Raw genomic sequence first — 20,521 nt, 5'->3', positions numbered from 1 at the left:
CGTTTCTCTCTCGGCAATCTTGAGGCTATAGACGCGGGAAAGCGGGCGCATGCGCTGGCCTATGGTGGCCGCCCATGAGTGAAGCGTTTCCGATTTCGGCGGCGCTTGCCCGCAATCTTGCCAGCCGTCCGAAAATGTCGCCATCTGATATCGCCATCATGAATGGCTATCTGACGGGCACCATGCCGACGCAACCGGCCTCCAAGCAGCCGACGACCGTCAATCTCCTAAGCCCGCATCTTCGCAGGATGCAGCGCCTTGTCGGCCGCAAGTGGCAACGGTCGCCTGATCGGGCCGCCTCGATGGGCCGCAAGCGCAAGCTAGGCGGATCAAGCGGGATGCCCGACACCATCCGCCATCACTATACGGAAGGCGAACGCGCCGCGCTGACGGTGATTGCCGGCGAGGTGAAGCACCACGGGCTGTGTGATCTTGCGCTTGACCGTATCGCCGCTGTGGCGGGCGTGAGCCGTACCACCGTGCAGAACGCTATCAGGGAAGCCCGCGCCCTTGGACACCTCTCTGTGGAGCCGCGACCACGCAAGGGACAGAAGAACCTCACCAACCTTGTGCGGATCGTCTCGGCTGAATGGATGACCTGGCTTAAGCGCGGGCCTTCGCTGGCCAGACAGACAGGGTTCAAAGATTTCCACCCCACGAAGAACCAAGATAAAATCAATAACTCTCGGCAGTGCAAGAGCCGACAGGACGGCGCTAGCCGCAAGCGCTGCATGGGCTTGGGAGAGGGAGAGAGCAGCCCTGTAGCGGGCAACAACGGCCACCGAGGGCGCGGCAATGGCTAAATGGCCCTACAACACTACCCAATGGCAAAAGCTGCGCCTGGCGAAGCTGACGGCCGTGCCAACGTGCGAGCCGTGCGGCCTGCGCGGGCAAGTCACCATTGCCAAGGCGGTGGACCATGTGACGCCGATCAATGCTGGTGGCGATCCGTTCCCACCGCTCGATGGCCTGGCCTCGATGTGTGAGCGTTGCCACAACGAGAAGACGGCGGCGAATGACCGCAAACACCGGAAGCCGTTCGCTCGGAAGGTCAAAGGGTTCGATGCATCGGGCAATCCGGTTGATCGTTCGGACGCCTGGCATAGGGGTGGGGGCGGATCAAATCGCCAGAACGAGACCGCGCCCGGACCGACGTCCCAGATGGGAATATACTTAGTTTCGGAGGAGCAAGCCTCTGAAAAAAATGACGAAATAGGATTTTCATAATGGCTACTCGGGGTATTGGAGCGAAGGCGCTTTCTCAGCGCGGCAAGGTCGAAGTGCGCGAAGTCTTGCCCTGGAATGCGCCGGGCTTGTCCCGTGCGGGCCGGGTGATTGCCTTTCTGGAAGACTTGCCGATCACGGCGGGCAAACTGGCCGGGTCGAAAATGACGTTGCGGTCCTGGCAGTGCGAATTTATCGAGGCGGTCTATGCCGAGAACGGCGAAGGCCGCCGCCCGATCCGCACAGCGGTGCTGTCCATGGCCCGCAAGAACGGCAAGACCCAGCTTGCGGCTGGCCTCGCCCTTTGCCACCTGATGGGGCCGGAAGCGGAGCCGCGTGGCGAGGTTTATTCCGCAGCCCTGACGCGGGATCAGGCCGCCAAGCTGTTTCAGGAAATGCGCGCCATTCTTAACGAGCACCCGGAACTGGATGACCGCGCCAATATCATCCAGTTCAACAAGCAGATCGAGGTGCTGACCGGCGACGGCGCGGGGTCGATCTATGCGGCGCTGTCGGCGGATGCCGGGTCTAAAATGGGCCTGTCACCGTCCTTCGTGGTCTATGATGAGCTTGGAAGCGCGCCAAACCGCGACCTGTTTGACGCGCTGGATACGGCCACGGGGGCGCGCGACAACCCGCTAATGATCTGCATTTCCACCCAGGCCGCCGCCGACCATCATGTATTTTCCGAGCTGATCGACTACGGCACCCGCGTCAATTCCGGCGATATCGATGATCCGAGCTTTCACCTGACGCTGTACGCCGCGCCTGCTGATGCCGATCCCTGGAGCCGCGAGGCCTGGATCGCTGCCAACCCGGCGCTGGCCGATTTCCGCTCCCTGGAAGACGTGGAGCGCCAAGCCTCCCAAGCCCGGCTTGTGCCGTCAAAGGAAAGCGCCTTTCGCAACCTGATCCTCAATCAGCGGGTGTCCGCCGTGTCGCGCTTTATCCATAAGGCCGAATGGGACCACTGCAATGGCGCGGTGGACCTCGCCGGCCTCACTGGTCGCGAATGCTACGGCGGGCTTGATCTCTCCGGCTCCCGCGATCTCACGGCCTTTGTGCTGGTGTTTCCGCAGGAGGGGCGGCGCTTCGATGTGGTTTGCCAGTTCTTCATGCCGGAAGCCAATATTGTCGAGCGCTCCAATGAAGACCGCGTGCCTTACGATCTCTGGGCGCGGCAAGGCTTCATCACGCTTATTCCCGGCTCCACCATCGATCCCGGCTTTGTCGCGCAAGCCATCATGCAGGCGGCGCAAACCTATGATCTGCGCACGGTCGCCTATGACCGTTGGCGGATCGAGGATTTGAAGCGCGAGCTTGGCCTGTTTGGCGGCACCGTGCCGCTGGAGCCCTTCGGGCAGGGCTATAAGGATATGTCGCCGGCCGTGGATACGCTGGAGCGCAATGTGGCCGAACAGCTTTTGCGCCATAGCGGCAATCCGGTGCTGAACATGTGTTCGTCCAATGCCGTCGTTACCCGTGATCCGGCCGGAAGCCGGAAGCTGGACAAGAGCAAGGCCACCGGCCGCATTGATGGGCTAGTGGCCTTGGCGATGGCGTTACAGGTCAGTGGGCGTCATGAGCCGGAGGTGCTTCCGGCTTGGGTTCTGGATGCGGTGGGTGATTAAAATGATTGAGGCCCACCCTAGCTTTCGCATTGGGCAGGCCCGCAAGCCCCTTTCGGGAGGTCGAGACATAAAGGTCCCGATCAATCAGGATTTACGGTGGTTGACGATGTAAAGAGCCGTTCCAGCGATAATCAAGCTGGCGGCTGGCATCATCAGCAGCGAAATCATTTCCAGCGTGGTCATGGCTTCAACCTTTTTAGAACCGTGCTTGCCGAGTAATGTAATGCACATGCGGTTAAAAAACAAATCGTGCTGACAAGCATCAGAAACAGTGTCGGCCCATTCTGCCCGTAGAGGCTGGAAAACACCGGCGCAAGGCCGCCAACGGCAAACACGGCCACACCGATACCGTTCAAAAATGTGGCCAGAAGCTTAAGCCGTTCGTTGTGAATTGTAATACGGAGCTTTTCAGCGTCGGTTTCAGTCATGTGGTCCTATCGAAATTAGACATAAGAATCAGCCCGCGATCCGGCCGGAAGCCGCTGATTGGATAAGACAAGGCCACCGGCCGCATTGACAGGCTGGTGGCCTTGGCGATGGCTCTACAGATCAGTGGCGTCACTAGCCCGAGGTACTTCCGGCTTGAGTTCTGGACGCGGTGTAAGTTCACTACCTACGTATCGGAATAATTGAGTATTTGGTGTTGGGGCTGTATCCATGATCTTGAAGTAAACCCTTCAATGCAATCTCTGAGATTATCGGATAAACAGACGGTCCTATAGTCACATTCGTGATTGGTAACTTCCCATTATCTTTTCTTCCCCAAGTATAGTAAGGTATTGCGCCCAAGGCGCTAGATCGATATTCACGTTTAACACCTAATTCATCGATATTTTTTTTAAAGCAGATCATTCGCCATTCATTTTCCGCTGAAAATGACGGATGTTTGAGTCTGCTTGCGATAATTAGGAGCTCCACCGCGTAGGCACGATATAGTTCTTCGAGCTGCGCCTCATCCAAGTGGTCTTTTTCAATAATCTCAACGGCCTTTTGAGATAGGCGGTCAATTACGTCCATCATCATGCTGTGTTGTATTTCTTCATCGTATTCAATGTTGCATAATAAAAAAGGAAAATTATACGCGCCTAATTTCAAAATTTCCGGCACGTGGAACTCTATAGAATATGGGACCACATCTTTTCCATAGTCTCTCCACTGATTAAGGAGATTGTCGGTGGCACTCATGCAGAATATTATTGGCGTGAAGTGGAAGCTTGCCTCTCTTAGATTATTAATAATTTTTTCAATTACTTCATCACTATGTTTCAAAGAAGGTTTTTTCTGGTTATTTAGGACATGATTTGCGATTTTGACGCCATATTGAAATTCGGACGCATCATTAAGAAATCGTACGTCTGAGAACCGCAGGGAATGGTGTTTCGTAATACTGATTAAGCCTTCTGAACTCGTATAGTGGTATAATTTCTCTGGTGTTGGTACAGAAAACCTTCTTATTGTCTCTATGGAAAAACTGTCAAAAAAGGAATTTTGTCGTGGAGAGGTTGACTTAGATTTTGTTCCCGTCGTTTTGCTAGAATTATTCATCTCAGATCTTTCTCAACCTCACACCCGCTCCCAGGCCATTCTCTGCCACAAAAATTACTCCGGCTGATTCGAGGGCCGCTTGCATTGCATTCTCGGCCTCTGGCGAAACCTTCCGGCGTTCTTTCTCGAAATCCACAACAGTAGATAAGCCGAGGCCTGCGGCTTCTGCAAGCTTTAGCTGTGTCCAATTTATCAGGGCGCGAGCGGCGCGGCATTGAGCGGGAATCATGGATCAACATTTTTTGTTGACGGCTTGGCCGTCGTGTTCTATCAACAATAATTGTTGATACCACATCGAAAAATCAGGAGCAACGCGATGGCGACCCATTTTCGCGAACAGGAAAGCTATGTCTGCATTGTCGAGCTAACCCCCGCTTTGCGCCGCCGGATCGAGGCGACGGTTGACTATCTCCTATCCCTGCTTGACCAGTTCGACGGCGACGAACGCCCGGATGATGACGCGAGCGGCGAGCCCTTTCCGCCTTCCGCCACCGCCCCGTGGAAGGCGTGATCGCAAAAAACCAGGCAATCAAAGCACTTCCCAGAAAAACACCCCCGGATTTTCCACCGTTACGCCGAAAGCCCGCAAAATGGTCAGGCTGAAAAAGACGCGCCGAATATCCAAAAAATTGAAGTTGGCGGTTGCCAACATGCTTGCTGCATGCGATAAGTGGGCAAATGCCAACCTATGGAACTCATCATGGATATCTGGAACGAAAAGTTTTCGACCGGGCAGGTCATCAAGGCGACTGGCGTCTCGAACCACACCCTGCAAAGCTGGTTGAAACGCGGCGTCATCATCGGCCATAAGGGCAAGTCGGACATTGAGGGCGGCGGTTCTCCCGGCCTTCACCGGCGCTTTTCTTACTTCAACGTCATGGAAATTGCCGTCGCAAAGGCATTGCTGGATTGTGGCGTCACTGATCTCGCTTTGGCCTTCAAAGCGGCCGCCACGTTTTCGCATACGGGCGACGGTCCTCTACCCGGTAGCCCGCAGCGTGAACCAGGCATGCCGTGCGACACTCGCCATGCGATCTACGGGCGCACACTTCTCTGCGTTAGCGGCGAAAGGCATCACATCGCATTCTGGCAGCCTGGAACCGATGTGATGGCGGTCATCCGCAATGAGCTTGGCCGTCCTATCGCTTTCACCGTTCTTGATACCAATGACCTCTTTGACCGCGTGGTTGGTGCTTTGGGCTACCATCCCGAAGCGGTCTACGAGCAGTCCTATCCCGCCTCGTAAGACGCTTTCAGCTTCCCCGCGCCGTTCATATGAGGCCCTGCCAGCGGGCCAATATCGACAAGCAGCCCTCCGGGGCGCGGGACAGGAAGAACCACCGGACAAGGGCTGTGCGCTGGCACCATTTCCGCCGAAACGGCATTTCAAACCAACGGTTTAACCTGACTTATGAACTTGGTTCCCGACAGGCTTCTTACTCCCGAAAGGAACAAAACGTGAAAATATTGATCGAATTGCGCGAAAAGCGGGCTGCCAAGCTCAACGAAATGCGCGCCCTCTATGCCAAGGACAGGCTGGAGGCCAATGAAGAACAGCGCTTCAAGGCGCTGGAAAGCGACGTGAGCGAGATCGATGGCCAAATTGCCCGCGAAGAGCGCATGGCCGCTTTCGAGCGGGAGGAACAGCGGGCCGAAACCGTCTCCGGCGACAGCGCCTTTTCCCGCGAATTGCGCTCCTATTCCCTGGCCAATGCCATCAACGGCGCTTTGGCTGGCCGGCTCACGGGCCGCGAGGCGGAAGTGGATCAGGAATTGAAGCGCGGCCGTGAAAGCCGCTCGGGCGCGTCTGGCATTCACTTGGCCGTTCCCTCGGAAATCCTGCTGGGTGGCGGCGAGCAGCGGTCGCAGACGGTGGGCACGGCAACGGCGGGCGGCTATACCGTCGCCACCAATCTTGCCGCTGTGGTGGATCGTTTCCGCCCGGCCTTGAAGGTGGAAAGCATGGGCGCAACCGTGCTGCGCGGCCTCACCGGCTTTCTCGACCTGCCGAACCTCGCCACCTCAGGCACGGCAAGCTGGGTGGCGGAAGATGGCAATGCCAGCCGCTCCAGCGCCGCTTTCGACAAAGTGTCCATGGCACCAAAGACCGTGACCGGCGAATACCGCCTGTCGCGCCGCCTGATGTTGCAATCCAGCGCCGCGATTGAAGACATTCTTCGCCGCGATCTCGGCTTTCTGCTGGCGCAGGGCCTCGACTTGGCCGCCATCAGCGGGTCAGGCGCGGATGCCGAACCCAAGGGTCTGCTGGCCACCGCAGGCGTCGCCAAAGTCACCACCGAAGCTGCGTTTCCGACACCACGGCCAATCTGATTGCCGAGTTGGAACTGGATGACGTGACCGGCACGGCGGCTTTCCTCACCAATCCCACCGTCATGAAGGCGGTGCGCAAGATGAAGGATGCCGACGGCCATGTGATGCCGCTGGCCGAGCTATTCCACAATGGCCGGGTGGAAACCTCCACCCAGGTTACGGCGGCGCTTGGGGCAAACAAGGACAAATCGGCGCTGATCTATGGCCAGTGGGGCGAGCTTTACCTCGGCTACTGGTCGGCGGTGGATATTCTCATCAACCCCTACCACCCCGACGTGGCCAGCAATGGCGGCGCGCTTCTCCATGCCTTCCTGGATGCGGACATTGCCGCCCGCCATCCCAAGGCCTTCGCCTACGCGGAGATTTGAGGCCGATGATCTCGCTCGCTGACGCAAAAGCCAATCTGCATATTGATACCGACTATGACGACGCGGTGATCGAACGCCTCATTGCGGCGGCGGGCGATCACCTGAAATCGATTGGCGTCAACATGGACGCCGATCCCCTGCCGCCTGCCGTCGTGCAGGCGCAAATGCTGCTGATCGGCCATTTCTACGGCCATATGGAAGCAACCACGTCAGGCACCAACCAGGCCATTGAATTTGGCGTGGACCGGCTTATCGCACCGTACCGGGAGCAGGGCCTATGAGCGCGTTTGAGCGGCGCGGCCTCGCTGTCGAGCTTCGCGCCAAGGGCCGCCGCCTGGAAGGCTATGCCGCCACCTTTGGCCGCTCTGCCGATATCGGCGGGCGCTTCATTGAAACCATCGCGCCGGGGGCTTTCTCCGGCTCGCTGCGTTCCAGCGCCGATATTCTGGCGCTGGTGGATCACGATCCGAGCCGGGTTCTGGGTCGCACTCGCTCCGGCTCGCTGCGGCTTTCCGAAGACAGCCGGGGCCTGGCCTTCGATCTCGACCTGCCGGACACCGTGGCCGGCCGCGACGTGCTGGCCTTGGCCGAGCGCGGCGACCTTGGCGGCATGTCCTTTGGCTTTACCGCTCTGGACGAACAGCGCGACGGCGACCGCCGCGAACTCCGCGCCGTGGAGCTTCATGAAATTAGCGTGGTCATGGCCTGGCCGGCCTATGACGGGACCGTCATCCAGGCCCGTTCTCTCACCCTCTCTAGCCCGTTCCGCGCTTATGCCGAGCGGGCCTTGCGCCTTCTGGAGATCTCCAAATGAGCCTGTTTGACCGCTTCCGGCGGCGTGAGACCCGCGCCGCCATCAAAACCGACGATCCCTATCTCGGTGAGTTTTTCGGGTTTCGCGGCGGTATCGGCGGCCATGTCGATCCCGGCCGGGCCTCCGGCATCGCCGTGGCTCATGCCTGCATCGCCATTGTCAGCCAGAACCTCGCCGCCATGCCGCTCAACCTCTACCGCCGCAGCGACAACGGCGGCCGCGACCGGGCGACCGATCACCCGCTCTATACCGTGCTACACGACATGGCCAATCCGGCCATGACCGCCTATGAGGCCCGCGAGGCGCTGATTGCCTCGATTATGATAGCCGGCAATGCATTTGCCCGGCTCGAATACAATGGCCGGGGACAGGTGGCTGCACTCTATCCGCTGGACGCTGCGCAAGTGGCGGTGGAGCGGCTGGACAGCGGCCGGCTGCGCTACCGTGTCGGCTCCCGCGTCTACCTGCAAGAGGAAATGCTGCACCTTCGCTACCGGCTTGGCCGCTGTGGCGTCATGGGCCTGTCGCCGATCCAGATTGCCCGCGAAACCTTCAACCTTGCCCTGACCCAACAGGAACAGGCGGCAAAGCAGGCAGGCAAGAGCTTTCGCGAAGAGGGGGCCTTGGTCTTTCCGCAGGTGATCGGCAAGGACCAGCGCAACGCCATTCTCGACAAGCTGGAAAGCAAGCTGAATTCCGATCTCTCCACCGCCGGCATTCTGGTGCTGGACGGCGGCACGGATTTCAAATCCTTCTCATTCTCGTCCAAGGATGCCGAGTTTCTGGATAGCCGCAAGCTCGCCAATCTCGACATTTGCCGCATCTGGAATGTGCCGCCGACGTCGGTCGGCATTGTCGATAATGCCACCTATTCGAACAGCGATCAGGAAAGCCGCGCCCTTGTCGTGCGCTGCCTGGCACCGATGGCCCGACGTATAGAGCAGGCTATGAATGCCGCCCTGCTGACCACAGAAACCCGTAAGAGCCTGTTCATCGAACACGATCTGGCCGGCCTGCTGCGCGGCGACATGAAGGCCCGTTACGAGGCCTATCAGATTGGCCGGAACTGGGGCTGGCTATCTCCAAACGAAATTCGCGGCTGGGAAAACCTGCCATCGATCGATGGCGGCGACGAATATCTCTCGCCGCTCAACATGACCACGCTTGGCGAACGCCAGCCGGAAGGGGAGGGGGTCTAATGGCCGGTAAATACGCAGCTATCAAACAAGTGGACGCCAAGCGCCTGTTCAAGGCGGCCCTGGAGGCGGGCTTCGCCGCAGCAAGGATCACGGTTCACCCGGATGGACGCATTGAAGCCAGCGCATCGCTGACGGACAGCGCCGCCAATCCCGACAACAAAAACACATGGGATGACGTCTTGAGATGAAGAAGAAGCGCCGCAACGGTTTGCCCGCGCATTGCTCCCTGGTGATCGACCGCCATAAAAAGCGGCGCATTCGCTTTCGGGCAAAGGGCGTGGACACCTATCTGCCCTATCCGCCGCTGGGCGCGGAATTCGAGGCCGCCTATGCGCAAGCCCTGGCCGGCGTGACGGAATGGCGCGCAAACGTCGGCATCAGCCGCACAAAGCCCGGCTCTTTCGACGCGCTCACCGTCTCCTATTACCGCTCGCCGGAATTCGCCGGCCTGCGCGACAGCACGAAACAGACCTATCGCCGGATTATCGAACGGTTTCGCGAGGCTCACGGCAAGCGGATGATCCGCGATCTGCGCCGCGAACACATCAAGGCGCTGATCGGTTCGATGGTCGACAAGCCCCAGGCGGCAAACCGCCTGCTGTCGCTTCTCAAGATCATGCTGGGCCATGCGCTGGATATCGGCTGGATTTCCGCCAATCCGGCCCAAGCCCTCAAGGGCTTTTCGAAGAAAACCAAGGGCTTTCACACCTGGACGGAAGCCGAAATCGCGGCCTTCGAAGCCCGGCACCCGAAAGGCTCCCAGGCCCGCCTGGCGCTGGCCCTGCTTCTCTATACCGCCCAACGCCGCAGCGACGTGGTGGCCATGGGCTGGGAGAAGATCAACGGCCGCTATATCGCCGTCAAACAGGTGAAGACCGACGCCGAACTGGACTTGTTCATGCTCCCGGCCCTGCTGGAGGCCATCCAAGACCTGCCACGCGACAAACCGACCTTCCTCACGACCGCTTTCGGCAAGCCATTCACCCCGGCCGGCTTCGGAAACTGGTTCCGCGACCGCTGCAATGAGGCGGGCCTGGAAAACTGCACCGCCCACGGCCTGCGCAAAGCCGCCGCCCGCCGCATGGCAGAAGGCGGAATGAGCGGGGACATCATAAAGGCAGTGACCGGCCACACGGACCTAAAACAAGTCTCCGTCTACACCGCCGCCGCCAATCAAGCAGCGCTAGCAGAGAAGGGCCTCAAGGCCATCGCGGGGAAGAAAAAGCGAACAAATTCTGTCCAACCTGTCGAAAAAGTTGGACAAACGAAAGGCTAATAAGATGGAAAATCAACGTGTTGTGGAAGTTGATGGCGGACAGGGAGGGATTCGAACCCTCGGTACGCTTTCACGCACACACGCGTTCCAGGCGTGCGCCTTAAACCACTCGGCCACCTGTCCGTTTTTCGAAAAGCTTGCTGCTGGGCAGCTTGACCGTTCGGGCGGGACATATATCAAGGATTCGGCGGCGATCAACCCAAATCTGACAGTTTTTCGACAAAGCCTCGGAAATCTTTTGTCAGGCCCCAGATTGCGTCCTTGGGCTTACAGCGCGGAGCGCCCTATATGGCGCACAAAGCTTCGCTGTCGCTGTTTAAATCTGTTGCATAATTTTCTCTTTAAACCGATTCCGGTTTAAGGAGAAAATTATGCAGTAGACGAGCGGTCCTGTAAAAGCGGGAGCGAGTGAGATGGAAGGGGAAGTGGAAGGTGATGATCCGGTTTTTACTGCGCATTCTCAGCTTCATCATGCTGGTCCTTGCCATCGTAGCGGGGACGACCGATGCCATAGAGTCCGTCGCTTCCTCTGATGTCGTGACGACGGGTTTCGGTTCGCTTTGGGCCGATATCGGCCCGGCAAGCCTTGCCGTGGTCAAGCAGGCAATCACCGCTCACATCAGCAGCGACGCTTTGCAGCTTGCGGATAAAGGCATATTGCAGCAACCGGCTTTTGCGGTTTTTCTCAGCATGGCTCTTTTGCTGTGGATCGCCGGCTATAAACGGCGGTCGCCTGCCGGACGGTTCGCAGCCTGATATTCCCATCTACTGCATAATTCCTTAAATCGGAATCGATTTAAGGAATTATGCAGTAGATTTAAAGTGTTACAGCGTCCTTTGTGCGTTTTATAAAACGCGCGGCGCTGTAAGGCACACTCCCGGTCTATGACGTCGGTAATACCTATCGCTCCGTGGTGTATTCTGACGTCATGTGGATTTAGAGCTGTAAAATGCTGGTTGCCGAGAGCCGTTTGCCGTAAAAACTCTTCGGGCGGGTCCGTTTTATGACGCCGAGGACGACCATCAGCGCTGTCTGCCAAACAACGCCTGTGGTTAAAACGGGCTATGCTATACAGGTGCGAGCCGCCTGTCGGCTAAAAATAGAGCAAACAAGCCGTTGATGCGGCTTGTTTTTCGTCTTTCAGCTCCAAAAAACAGCAATCCTGTTAATATTTACCAGTTGAAAAAAATCTGGTGAATTTTTTGGAAAGCCGTGCAAGGATGCGCCCCAGCCGAACCTAAGAGGGGGCGGGCTGGTCTTGTCACGTCGCAATATCCGGCGTGTATGGAAAGCCTATAAAGAACAACACAAGCAACATCAGGGCTGCACAATGAAGAAATCCCTAATCACGCTGTTTGCCATGGCCGCCATGTCGGCCTCGGCGCTCGCTGCCGACATCAAGCCGGCGCTCGTCTATGGCACCGGCGGCAAGTTCGACAAATCCTTCAACGAGGCAGCATTCAACGGCGCGGACAAGTTCGAGAAGGAAACCGGCATCAAGTTCCGGGATTTTGAACCGACCAGCGATACCCAGGGCGAGCAGGCGATCCGCAACTTTGCCTCCAAGGGCTTCAGCCCGATTGTCGCCGTATCCTTCGCCTGGACCTCGGCCATGGAAAAGGTCGCGACCGAATTTCCCGACACCAAATTCGTGATTGTCGATTCGGTCGTGGAGAAGCCGAATGTTCGCTCGGTGGTCTTCAAGGAAGAAGAGGGCTCCTATCTGGTTGGTCTGCTGGCCGGCATGGCCTCCAAAACCGGCAAAGTCAGCTTTGTCGGCGGCATGGACATTCCGCTGATCCGCAAATTCGAATGCGGCTATGAGCAGGGCGCACGCGCTGCCAATCCGAAGATCCAAGTGTTGCAGAACATGGTTGGCACGACAGGTGCGGCCTGGAACGATCCGGTCCGCGCTGGCGAGTTGACCAAGAACCAGATGGACCAGGGCTCCGACGTGATCTATGCAGCGGCTGGTGCATCCGGCATGGGCGTATTGCAGACGGCAGCCGATGCCAAGAAGCTGTCGATCGGCGTCGATTCCAACCAGAACCATCTGCATCCGGGTTCCGTGCTGACCTCGATGGTCAAGCGCGTCGATCTTGCTGTCTATAACGCCTATGCCGATGCCAAGGCTGACAAGTTCAAGCCTGGCCTCGAAGTGCTTGGCGTCAAGGAAGACGGCGTAATGGCAGCGCTCGACGACAACAACAAGGCGTTGATTACACCGGAAATGAAGGCGGCTGTCGAAAAGGCACGCGCCGATATCATTGCTGGCACAGTCAAGGTTCATGATTACATGGCAGACAATTCCTGCCCGAAGTGATCTGAAACGAGGGCGCGAGCGGCATTCCGCCTCGCGCCCTTTTCATGTCCGTTAGAGCGTTTTCGCTTTTCGCCGAACAGCGAAAATTCTCTCTCTTTTTGCATTTCCGGACGCAAAACTGCTTCGCACCTTTGCTGGAAATACTCTATCCGGAGTTTTGCACGTGGCCCAAACCCCTGCGATTGAACTCATCGGGATCGACAAGAAGTTCGGTCCGGTTCATGCCAACAAGAATATCAACCTGACAGTGGCCAAAGGCTCGATCCATGGCATTATCGGTGAGAACGGTGCCGGGAAATCGACGCTGATGTCGATCCTCTATGGATTTTACCAGGCAGATAGCGGCGAGATTAAAATCGGTGGCCAGTCCACGGTCATTAAGGACAGCCAGGCGGCCATTTCCAGCGGCATCGGCATGGTGCATCAGCATTTCATGCTGGTCGAAAATTTTACCGTGCTGGAAAATGTCATGCTGGGTGCCGAAGGCGGCGCTTTGCTGGCCAAGGGAACGGCAGCGGCCCGCGCCTCCCTGAAGCAGCTGGAAACGGATTACGGGCTGGATGTCGATCCCGATGCCGTGGTCGAGGAATTGCCGGTTGGTCGTCAGCAGCGGGTTGAAATTCTGAAAGCGCTGTATCGCGGCGCCGATATTCTCATTCTCGACGAGCCGACAGGGGTGCTGACGCCCGCTGAGGCCGATCATCTGTTCAAGATCCTGCGTGTGCTGCGCGACCAGGGCAAAACGGTTATTCTGATTACCCACAAACTGCGGGAAATCATGGCGATCACCGATACGGTTTCCGTCATGCGGCGCGGCGAAATCGTTGCCACCCGCAAGACGGCGGAGACATCAGTGGAGGAATTGGCGGAGCTGATGGTTGGCCGCCGGGTGCTGCTGCGGGTCGACAAGCAGCCTGCACAGCCGCGAGACGTTCTGCTGTCGGTGCGCAACCTGACCGTCAAGGATAGTCGCGGCGTCATCATGGTCGATGATGTGTCCTTCGATGTGCGCGAAGGTGAGATTGTCGGCATTGCCGGCGTGGCTGGCAATGGCCAAAGCGAATTGCTGGAAGCGATCACCGGCATTCGCAAGCCGATGTCGGGCGAGATCCTCATCGCTGGCAAATTGGTGACCGGTTATGATCCGGCTCGATTGAGAGATCTTGGGCTTGCCCATATCCCTGAAGATCGCCACCATATGGGCCTCGTCCTGCCCTTTGAGGAAAGCCAGAACGCTATTCTCGGCTATCATCGTGACGAGCGCTATGGAAAAGGCATGTTTCTCGATCCGAAGGCGATCCGCGCCGCTGCCGAGGTCGAGATTGCCAAATATGATATCCGACCACCCAATCCCCGATTGAAGACTGCCAATTTTTCCGGCGGCAATCAGCAGAAGATCGTCGTTGCCCGCGAGATCGAGCGCGATCCGAACGTGCTGATCATCGGCCAGCCGACCCGTGGCGTCGATATCGGTGCCATTGAATTCATTCACCGGCGCATCGTCGAAACCCGTGACAAGGGCAAGGCGCTGCTGCTGGTGTCGGTGGAACTGGATGAAATCCGCTCCTTGTCCGACCGCATCCTGGTGATGTTTGCCGGCAAGGTGGTGGGAGAAAAGACGGCAGATGCCGATGAACAGACGCTGGGCCTGATGATGGCCGGCATTGCCGCTTGAGGTTTTGATGAGTACCGCTTCCATTCCGCTGCCGAACTGGATCACCTACGGGCTTTTGCCTTTGATCAACCTGCTGCTGGCTTTTTTGATTTCCGGCCTGGTCGTGTGGATCATCGGCGAAAATCCCTGGGACGCGCTGGTCCTCATGCTCCAGGGCGCGCTGGGCCGCGGTGAAGGCATTGGTTTTACGCTCTATTATGCCACCAATTTCATCTTTACCGGCCTGTCGGTTGCCGTTGCCTATCATGCCGGGCTGTTCAATATCGGCTCCGAAGGCCAAGCCTATGTCGGCGGACTTGGGGCGGCTCTGGTGGCCTTGGCATTGGACCATTATTGTCCCTGGTATGTCACCATGCCATTTGCGGTGATCGGGGCGGCTCTGTTTGGGGCTGCCTGGGCATTGATCCCGGCCTGGTTGCAGGCAAAGCGCGGCAGCCATATCGTCATCACCACCATCATGTTCAACTTCATCGGCGCGGCGCTGATGGTCTATCTGCTGGTGCATGTGCTGATCGTGCCGGGCAAGATGGCGCCGGAAACCCGAACCTTTCTGGAGGGCGGGCAATTGCCGAAGCTGGATTGGTTGATGGCGCTGTTTGGCCTGAAGCTCGGTCCGGCACCCTTCAATGTGTCCTTCCTCATCGCCCTGGTCATGGCTTTCGCCGTCTGGGTGCTGATCTGGCGCACCAAGCTTGGCTATGAAATGCGCACGCTGGGCATCAGCCGGTCTGCGGCCGCCTATGCGGGCATTCCCTATGTGAAGATCGTTATCATCACCATGCTGATATCAGGTGGCCTGGCCGGTATGATGTCGCTGAATACGGTGATGGGCGCTTCCGCTCGCCTCCAGGTGGAATTCGTCGGCGGCGCGGGCTTTGTCGGCATTGCCGTCAGCCTGATGGGCCGTAGCCATCCGCTCGGCATCGTTATCGCGGCTATCCTGTTCGGCGTGCTCTACCAGGGCGGCGCGGAACTGTCCTTCGACATGCCCAATATTACTCGCGACATGATCGTCGTCATCCAGGGTCTGGTGATCCTGTTTGCCGGGGCGCTGGAGTTTATGTTTAGACCGGCGCTGGTGCGTTTCTATCAGACGATTGCCCGCCCGGCTGCCCGCCCCGCCACATCAAACAAGTGAGGATCTGACGATATGGACAATTTCGATATGATCGTCAGCATCCTGGGCTCCACGGTGCGTCTGTCGATCCCGTTGATTTTCACCGCGCTGGCCGGACTGTTTTCCGAACGGGCCGGGGTTTTCGATATCGGGTTGGAAGGCAAGATGCTGGCCGGCGCTTTCGCGGCGGCCTGTGTTGCCTATCTCACCGGGTCGGCCTGGGCTGGGCTTGCAGGCGGCATTGCCGTGTCCATCGGCTTTTCGCTGATCCATGGCTTTGCCTCGATCACCAATCGCGGCAATCAGATCATTTCCGGCGTGGCGCTGAATTTCGTCGCAGCCGGTTTGACGGCGGTCTTGGGACAGGCCTGGTTCAGCCAGGGCGGACGCACCCCGCAGCTGCCGGGTGATGCGCGCTTTCAGCCGATTGCGCTTCCAGGCACTGATGCCCTGCGTGACGTGCCGTTTCTCGGTCCTCTCTATGCCAATGTGGTTTCCGGCAACAATGCCTTGACCTATCTGGCCTTTCTGGCCGTGCCGCTGAGCTGGTGGGTGCTGTATCGCACCCGTTTTGGCCTCAGGCTGCGGGCCGTGGGCGAAAATCCCGGTGCGGTCGATACGGCAGGGATTTCCGTGGCCTGGCTGCGCTACCGGGCGGTGATCGTTGCAGGCTTTCTCTGCGGTTTTGCCGGAGCCTATCTTGCTATTGCTCAATCAGCGGCCTTCATCCGCGATATGTCGGCGGGCAAGGGCTATATCGCGCTTGCCGCGCTGATCTTTGCCAAATGGAAGCCGGTGCCTGTGATGTTTGCCTGCCTGCTGTTCGGCTTTCTCGATGCCATGTCCAATTTCATGCAGGGCAAGGCGGTGCCGGGCATTGGTGAAGTGCCAGTACAGATTTTCCAGGCTCTGCCCTATATTCTTACCTGTATTCTGCTGGCTGGCTTTATCGGAGCGGCCAATGGTCCGAAGGCGGGCGGCGTGCCCTATGTGAAGGAACGGTAATATGTCTCACGACCTGTTCGAGGCGGCCCGCGATGCCATGCTCCATGCCCATGCGCCCTATTCGAAATTTCCGGTTGGCGCTGCGATTCGCGCCGATGATGGCAAGATCTATGCTGGTGCCAATATCGAGAACTTGTCTTTTCCTCAAGGCTGGTGCGCCGAGCCGACGGCCATCGGCTGTATGATCATGGGCGGCGGACGGAAGATCGTCGAGATCGCCGTCATCGCTGAAAAGCTGGCGCTTTGCCCACCTTGCGGTGGCTGCCGTCAGAAAATCCGGGAATTTGCTTCGGCTGAGACGAAAATCTATCTCTGCGACGACGTGGGCGTGCAAAAGGTGATGAGCATGGACGAATTGCTGCCCTTCAGCTTCGAGACGGATACACTCGGATGACCCCGGCGGTCGATCTGCTCATCGACAGGCTGAATGGGCTTCTGCCACGCATTGCTATCGTGCTGGGTTCTGGCCTTGGCGGATTTGTTGACGAAGTGGAGAATGCGGTTCGCATTCCCTTTGCCGACATACCGGGTTTTCCGCAGGGCGGGGTTTCCGGCCATGCCAAGGAGTTGGTGGCCGGGTTTTTCGCCGGTCAGCCGATTATCATGCTGGCGGGCAGGGTGCATTATTACGAAGAGGGCGATGCCGCAGCCATGCGGTTGCCCATCGAGACGCTGGCAGCGCTTGGCGTCACGACGCTGATCCTGACCAATGCCGCCGGTTCCTTGCGGGCCGACATGCCGCCCGGTTCGGTCATGCAGTTGATTGACCACATTAATTTTTCTGGCCGTAATCCGCTGATCGGCGAGACGGGGGATGGCCGGTTTGTCGGCATGACCCAGGCCTATGACGGCGAATTGGCCGAGGCCATGCGCCGGGCGGCAGACGCTGAAGACATTTCCCTGTCATCCGGCGTCTATATGTGGTTTTCTGGACCAAGTTTTGAGACGCCAGCGGAAATTCGCATGGCGCGGACGCTGGGTGCCGATGCGGTCGGCATGTCCACCGTGCCGGAAGTCATTCTGGCACGGTTTTTTTGGCCTGAAGGTTGCGGCCGCGTCGGTTATCACCAATTATGGGGCAGGGATGACGGGTGCCGAACTCAGCCACGAGGAGACCAAGGACATGGCTCCGATTGGTGGGAGACGGCTTGTCGCCATCCTCAAGCGAATGATCGTTGATGGAGGAGCAGATCTTGGATAGCCGTGAACTGCGCGAATGCGCTGCCGTTGCCCTGTCGGTGCTGGATCTGACCAATCTGAAAGACGATTGCAGACCCGAAGAAATCGATGACCTGTGCGCCCGTGCCGTCACGCCATTCGGTCATACGGCGGCGATCTGCATCTGGCCGCGCTTTGTCGCCCAGGCGCGTGGCCTGCTTGGCCATGACGGCCAATTGAAAATCGCAACGGTGGTCAATTTCCCCTCGGGCGATCTTGATATTGCGACGGTTGTCGCGGAAACCGAAGCGGCTCTGGCCGATGGTGCCGACGAGATCGATCTGGTCATCCCCTACCATGCTTTGTTGCAAGGCGATGAAACGGCAGTGATGGAGATGATTCGGGCTGTCAGGGCGGTGATCGCCTCGCCCGTAATTCTCAAGGTCATTCTGGAAACCGGCGAGTTGAAAAGCGCGGCCCTGACCCGTCGTGCCTCACAGATCGCGATTGCGGAAGGAGCCGATTTCATCAAGACATCGACTGGTAAGGTCGCGGTCAACGCCACCCTTGAGGCAGCCGATATCATGCTCCAGGAAATCCGCGACAGCGGCCGCAAGGTCGGCTTCAAGCCGGCGGGTGGCATTTCCACAGTCAAGGATGCCAGCCTGTATTTCCGCCACGCCAGCGCGATCATGGGTGAGGATTGGGTGATGCCCTCCACCTTCCGCTTCGGCGCATCCGGCCTGTTGAATGATATCCTGGCGATCCTGTCGGGCGAAAAATCCTCAGGCCCAGCCAGCGGCTATTGATATGCTGGCTGTGGAGATCATTCGCCGCAAACGCGACGGAGAGGCGCTTTCCAGTGCCGATCTCCAGACCTTTATCCGCGCCCTGAGCCGGGATGAGGTGTCGGAAGGGCAGATCGCTGCCTTTGCCATGGCGGTCTTCCTGCGGGGCATGAGCGATGCCGAGACGGTGGCGCTGACCTTGGCGATGCGTGACAGCGGCACGGTTCTGTCCTGGAAGACGGCGGGCCGTCCGGTGGCCGACAAGCATTCCACCGGCGGCGTCGGCGATAATGTCTCGCTGATGCTGGTACCGATGATGGCCGCCTGCGGGTTGGCTGTGCCGATGATTTCCGGGCGGGGACTTGGCCATACCGGCGGAACGCTGGATAAGCTGGAATCGATACCCGGCTATGATATTGCGCCCGATGCCTCGGTCTTCCGTGCCTTGGTGGAGGAGATTGGTTGTGCCATCATCGGCCAGACCGCAGACCTCGCTCCCGCCGACAAACGGCTTTACGCGGTTCGCGATGTGACGGCGACGGTGGAATCCGTGCCGTTGATCACGGCCTCGATTCTGTCCAAGAAGCTCGCCAGCGGGCTGGAGAGCCTGGTGATGGATGTAAAGTTCGGCAATGGCGCCTTCATGGGGCAGGTCGAAGAGGCGCGGGCGCTGGCGCGCTCGCTGGTGGCCGTCGCCAATGGCGCGGGCACCAGAACCTCGGCACTGCTGACCGATATGAACGAGCCTCTGGCGGATTGTGCAGGCAATGCCGTGGAAATAGCCAATGCGGTCGCCTTCCTGAGAGGGGATAAGGCGGGAACCCGGCTGGAGACCGTGACATTGGCGCTCGGTGCCGAGATGCTGGTCAATGCCGGGGTTGAGCCGGATCGGGAGGCTGCTGACATCAGGTGTCGCCACGCCCTGGAAAGCGGTCGAGCTGCCGAGATTTTCGGACGCATGGTGCATGGGCTGGGCGGGCCGGTGGATTTCATCGATAGGGCCGGCCAATATCTGCCCAAGGCGGTGCTGGATATTCCGGTTCTTGCTACCCAATCCGGCTTCATTTCCACGGTCGCCACCCGCGATATCGGCCTTGCGGTGATCGACCTTGGCGGAGGTCGCCGCCGCGCTTCAGACAGGATTGACCATTCGGTTGGCTTCAGCGGCTTCCTGCCGGTGGGGACCGCTGTTACCAAAGGCGACGTTCTGGCCGTGGTCCATGCCGCCGATGAAGCCAGCGGCACCCGTGCCGCGCAGGTCATCGCGGCAAGCTTTGCCATCGGCGATGAAGCGCTGGTGCCGGGACCTGCGGTGGTTGAACGGCTCAACTCTCAATCGTGAACTGCACCCTGTCGGCGGGAAAGCGCGTTACGGCATATTGCACCGGCACGCCGTCCAGATCGGTGTTCAGGGCTTTGGTGATCATCACGATGGCACCGGGTGACAGGCCGAGTTCGTCCCGGTCGGAAGGATCGGCATGGACGGCGCTGATGTCCGTGCGCACGCGTAGATAATCGGCAAGGCCGCAAGCGGCGAAGGCGGCGGTGATTGAGCCGCTCTGCCGATAGGCCACATCGATCCCTTCGAAACGGGGCAGGGGAAACCAACTGGTGGAGCGTGACACGGCCCGGCCATCCGCTTTGCGCAGCACTTCCAGCCGGATCACATGGTCGCCCTTTTCCAATTGCAAGCTCTCCATCAGGTCCGCACTGGGGGTCTCGACGGCGCTTGCCAGCAACAGGCCCTCCAGTGCCCGGGCCTGATCGCCGATGCCGGGCGTGAAACGGGTGCGTTTTGAAATCGGAAAACTGATCCGATCTCGTCGCTCGATCAGCGTGCCGCGTCCCTGAACGGCGCGCACGATCCCCTCCTGGGCAAGGGCCGCCAGCGCGCTGCGCACCGTATGTCTGTTGACGCCAAATTCTCCAGCCAGAATCGTTTCCGGCGGCACCATGCCAGTGGTGTCATAGGTGCCATCGCTGATCGATACCCGGATTCGATCAGCAATCTGCCGCCAAAGCGCCACGCCGGTCTGTCTTTCGATTGCTTTTTGTCCCGCCACTTT

The 20,521-nt window shown here is 58.7% G+C and carries 25 protein-coding genes, 1 tRNA gene and 1 pseudogene; 21 read left to right on the top strand and 6 right to left on the bottom strand.

Annotated elements, in window-relative coordinates; all coding sequences use genetic code 11:
• Positions 1-74 precede the first annotated feature (74 nt).
• Genes IEI95_RS25195 through IEI95_RS25185 form a run of 3 tightly spaced genes read left to right on the top strand, consistent with a single transcriptional unit; the run spans position 75 to position 2,855 of the window.
• Complete coding sequence (locus tag IEI95_RS25195; RefSeq protein WP_194417159.1) at positions 75-803, top strand: hypothetical protein; 729 nt, start codon at positions 75-77, stop codon at positions 801-803.
• Positions 796-1,227 carry an HNH endonuclease gene (locus IEI95_RS25190; RefSeq protein WP_194417158.1) on the top strand — a complete coding sequence of 144 codons (432 nt, stop codon included), beginning with the start codon at positions 796-798 and terminating at the stop codon, positions 1,225-1,227. The genes IEI95_RS25195 and IEI95_RS25190 overlap by 8 nt, the downstream gene beginning before the upstream one ends.
• Positions 1,227-2,855 carry a terminase large subunit gene (locus IEI95_RS25185; RefSeq protein ID WP_194417157.1) on the top strand — a complete coding sequence of 543 codons (1,629 nt, stop codon included), beginning with the start codon at positions 1,227-1,229 and terminating at the stop codon, positions 2,853-2,855. The genes IEI95_RS25190 and IEI95_RS25185 overlap by 1 nt, the downstream gene beginning before the upstream one ends.
• Positions 2,856-3,034: 179 nt before the next feature.
• Here the strand turns inward: IEI95_RS25185 and IEI95_RS25180 are convergent, their stop codons facing one another.
• From IEI95_RS25180 to IEI95_RS29515, 3 genes are all read right to left on the bottom strand, one after another.
• Positions 3,035-3,283 carry an amino acid transporter gene (locus tag IEI95_RS25180; RefSeq protein WP_194417156.1) on the bottom strand — a complete coding sequence of 83 codons (249 nt, stop codon included), beginning with the start codon at positions 3,281-3,283 and terminating at the stop codon, positions 3,035-3,037.
• Positions 3,284-3,464: 181 nt separating this feature from the next.
• Complete coding sequence (locus IEI95_RS25175) at positions 3,465-4,400, bottom strand: DUF2971 domain-containing protein (protein WP_194417155.1); 936 nt, start codon at positions 4,398-4,400, stop codon at positions 3,465-3,467.
• A 1-nt stretch (position 4,401) separates the two neighbouring features.
• Positions 4,402-4,629: a helix-turn-helix domain-containing protein gene (locus tag IEI95_RS29515; RefSeq protein ID WP_234934265.1), complete on the bottom strand. Its 228-nt coding sequence runs from the start codon at positions 4,627-4,629 to the stop codon at positions 4,402-4,404.
• A gap of 87 nt (positions 4,630-4,716) precedes the next feature.
• On the opposite strand from IEI95_RS29515, the gene IEI95_RS25170 reads away from it, so the two are divergent.
• Positions 4,717-4,911, top strand: coding sequence for a hypothetical protein (locus tag IEI95_RS25170; RefSeq protein ID WP_194417154.1), 195 nt, complete (start codon positions 4,717-4,719; stop codon positions 4,909-4,911).
• 18 nt (positions 4,912-4,929) lie between these two features.
• Here IEI95_RS25170 and IEI95_RS25165 read toward each other — a convergent pair whose 3' ends face one another.
• Positions 4,930-5,085 carry a hypothetical protein gene (locus IEI95_RS25165; protein WP_194417153.1) on the bottom strand — a complete coding sequence of 52 codons (156 nt, stop codon included), beginning with the start codon at positions 5,083-5,085 and terminating at the stop codon, positions 4,930-4,932.
• Between the two features lie 15 nt (positions 5,086-5,100).
• Here IEI95_RS25165 and IEI95_RS25160 point away from each other — a divergent pair, with 15 nt between their 5' ends.
• The 8 genes from IEI95_RS25160 (at position 5,101) to IEI95_RS25125 (ending at position 10,388) form a co-directional block, all read left to right on the top strand.
• Complete coding sequence (locus tag IEI95_RS25160) at positions 5,101-5,646, top strand: MerR family transcriptional regulator (protein WP_194417152.1); 546 nt, start codon at positions 5,101-5,103, stop codon at positions 5,644-5,646.
• A gap of 212 nt (positions 5,647-5,858) precedes the next feature.
• On the top strand, positions 5,859-6,731 hold the full coding sequence (locus tag IEI95_RS25155; RefSeq protein ID WP_194417151.1) for a phage major capsid protein: 873 nt from the start codon (positions 5,859-5,861) through the stop codon (positions 6,729-6,731).
• An 8-nt stretch (positions 6,732-6,739) separates the two neighbouring features.
• On the top strand, positions 6,740-7,099 hold the full coding sequence (locus tag IEI95_RS29670) for a phage major capsid protein (protein ID WP_194417150.1): 360 nt from the start codon (positions 6,740-6,742) through the stop codon (positions 7,097-7,099).
• Positions 7,100-7,104: 5 nt separating this feature from the next.
• A complete protein-coding gene (locus IEI95_RS25145) occupies positions 7,105-7,380 on the top strand; it encodes a head-tail connector protein (protein WP_174109667.1) in 276 nt (91 codons plus the stop codon).
• Positions 7,377-7,913: an HK97 family phage prohead protease gene (locus IEI95_RS25140; protein WP_194417149.1), complete on the top strand. Its 537-nt coding sequence runs from the start codon at positions 7,377-7,379 to the stop codon at positions 7,911-7,913. Before IEI95_RS25145 ends, IEI95_RS25140 begins: the two co-directional genes overlap by 4 nt.
• Positions 7,910-9,112 (top strand): phage portal protein, encoded by a 1,203-nt coding sequence (locus tag IEI95_RS25135; RefSeq protein WP_194417148.1) that lies wholly within the window; start codon positions 7,910-7,912, stop codon positions 9,110-9,112. The genes IEI95_RS25140 and IEI95_RS25135 overlap by 4 nt, the downstream gene beginning before the upstream one ends.
• Positions 9,112-9,300, top strand: a complete 189-nt coding sequence (locus IEI95_RS25130) for a hypothetical protein (protein WP_156542796.1) — start codon at positions 9,112-9,114, stop codon at positions 9,298-9,300. The genes IEI95_RS25135 and IEI95_RS25130 overlap by 1 nt, the downstream gene beginning before the upstream one ends.
• A complete protein-coding gene (locus IEI95_RS25125; protein WP_194417147.1) occupies positions 9,297-10,388 on the top strand; it encodes a tyrosine-type recombinase/integrase in 1,092 nt (363 codons plus the stop codon). The genes IEI95_RS25130 and IEI95_RS25125 overlap by 4 nt, the downstream gene beginning before the upstream one ends.
• A gap of 33 nt (positions 10,389-10,421) precedes the next feature.
• On the opposite strand, the gene IEI95_RS25120 is transcribed toward IEI95_RS25125, so the two are convergent.
• A tRNA-Ser gene (locus IEI95_RS25120) sits at positions 10,422-10,511 on the bottom strand.
• A gap of 312 nt (positions 10,512-10,823) precedes the next feature.
• On the opposite strand from IEI95_RS25120, the gene IEI95_RS25115 reads away from it, so the two are divergent.
• The 9 genes and pseudogenes from IEI95_RS25115 (at position 10,824) to deoA (ending at position 19,797) form a co-directional block, all read left to right on the top strand.
• Entirely contained in the window at positions 10,824-11,144 is a 321-nt protein-coding gene (locus tag IEI95_RS25115) for a hypothetical protein (RefSeq protein WP_156532462.1), read from the top strand.
• 575 nt (positions 11,145-11,719) lie between these two features.
• A complete protein-coding gene (locus IEI95_RS25110) occupies positions 11,720-12,712 on the top strand; it encodes a BMP family lipoprotein (protein ID WP_156532461.1) in 993 nt (330 codons plus the stop codon).
• Between the two features lie 163 nt (positions 12,713-12,875).
• Positions 12,876-14,387, top strand: a complete 1,512-nt coding sequence (locus tag IEI95_RS25105; RefSeq protein ID WP_071202409.1) for an ABC transporter ATP-binding protein — start codon at positions 12,876-12,878, stop codon at positions 14,385-14,387.
• 7 nt (positions 14,388-14,394) lie between these two features.
• A complete protein-coding gene (locus IEI95_RS25100; RefSeq protein WP_156532459.1) occupies positions 14,395-15,525 on the top strand; it encodes an ABC transporter permease in 1,131 nt (376 codons plus the stop codon).
• Between the two features lie 12 nt (positions 15,526-15,537).
• Complete coding sequence (locus IEI95_RS25095) at positions 15,538-16,509, top strand: ABC transporter permease (RefSeq protein WP_156532458.1); 972 nt, start codon at positions 15,538-15,540, stop codon at positions 16,507-16,509.
• A 1-nt stretch (position 16,510) separates the two neighbouring features.
• On the top strand, positions 16,511-16,903 hold the full coding sequence (locus IEI95_RS25090; RefSeq protein WP_156532457.1) for a cytidine deaminase: 393 nt from the start codon (positions 16,511-16,513) through the stop codon (positions 16,901-16,903).
• Positions 16,900-17,710 (top strand): annotated as a pseudogene (locus tag IEI95_RS25085) (purine-nucleoside phosphorylase). The gene IEI95_RS25090 and the pseudogene IEI95_RS25085 overlap by 4 nt, the downstream one beginning before the upstream one ends.
• Complete coding sequence (gene deoC, locus IEI95_RS25080; protein WP_194417146.1) at positions 17,703-18,476, top strand: deoxyribose-phosphate aldolase; 774 nt, start codon at positions 17,703-17,705, stop codon at positions 18,474-18,476. Before IEI95_RS25085 ends, deoC begins: the two are co-directional and overlap by 8 nt.
• 1 nt (position 18,477) lies before the next feature.
• Positions 18,478-19,797 carry a thymidine phosphorylase gene (deoA, locus tag IEI95_RS25075; protein WP_156532454.1) on the top strand — a complete coding sequence of 440 codons (1,320 nt, stop codon included), beginning with the start codon at positions 18,478-18,480 and terminating at the stop codon, positions 19,795-19,797.
• On the opposite strand, the gene phnF is transcribed toward deoA, so the two are convergent.
• Positions 19,781-20,518 (bottom strand): phosphonate metabolism transcriptional regulator PhnF, encoded by a 738-nt coding sequence (phnF, locus tag IEI95_RS25070; RefSeq protein WP_194417363.1) that lies wholly within the window; start codon positions 20,516-20,518, stop codon positions 19,781-19,783. The genes deoA and phnF overlap by 17 nt on opposite strands.
• Between the last annotated feature and the right edge of the window lie 3 nt (positions 20,519-20,521).

The sequence above is a fragment of the Agrobacterium vitis genome (genome assembly GCF_014926405.1).
Lineage (GTDB): Bacteria > Pseudomonadota > Alphaproteobacteria > Rhizobiales > Rhizobiaceae > Allorhizobium > Allorhizobium vitis_H.
Note: the sequence above shows the minus strand (reverse complement) of the source record. Positions and strands in the feature narration are given on the sequence as shown.